1 protein-coding gene is annotated in these 589 nt (G+C 27.0%); it reads right to left on the bottom strand.

Annotated elements, in window-relative coordinates; translation table 11 throughout:
- Positions 1-260: 260 nt before the first annotated feature.
- Positions 261-589, bottom strand: a 329-nt coding sequence (locus G3997_RS04355) for an ATP-binding cassette domain-containing protein (RefSeq protein ID WP_296648682.1), incomplete at its 5' end; no start/stop codon positions are given.

The following is a 589-nucleotide window of genomic DNA, read 5'->3' as shown; positions in this document are numbered from 1 at the left end:
TATTATCATATATTATTTTAGTAACACTTTTTAAAGGTGGTGTAGTTGCACCATTATCAAAGTTAATAGGAGTTGCATATGAACCATTTACAAGTTTGATTGGCTCTTCTATTCCGTCAAATAAATACCTATAGTTCAAATTTTAACATCTCCCTACTTTAATAATATGCAAATTATGTAAAAAGTTGATTTTTCTGAAACAATAAAAAAATATCATAGAACCATATTATTTATATAGTTCTATGATATTTAAAATTATTTTAGCTTACTTTTTCAAATTGGCTATTATATAAGTCTGCGTAGAATCCTTTAGCTTCAAGTAATTCTTCATGGTTTCCACTTTCAATTATATCCCCATCTTTCATTACTAATATAACATCAGCATTTTTAATAGTTGATAATCTATGTGCTATTACAAATGAAGTCTTACCTACTGTTAACTTATCCATTGCCTCTTGTATTAATATTTCCGTACGAGTATCTACTGAACTAGTAGCCTCATCTAATATTAATAATGGAGCATCTTTTATCATTGCCCTAGCAATAGTAATTAATTGTTTTTGTCCAGCTGATAAGTTARTATTATCAT

Origin of the sequence: Romboutsia sp. 13368, assembly GCF_018336475.1 — a bacterium.
In the GTDB taxonomy this organism is placed as follows: Bacteria; Bacillota; Clostridia; order Peptostreptococcales; family Peptostreptococcaceae; genus Romboutsia.
The sequence above is the reverse complement of the archived record's forward strand: the minus strand, read 5'-3'. Positions and strand labels throughout refer to the sequence as shown.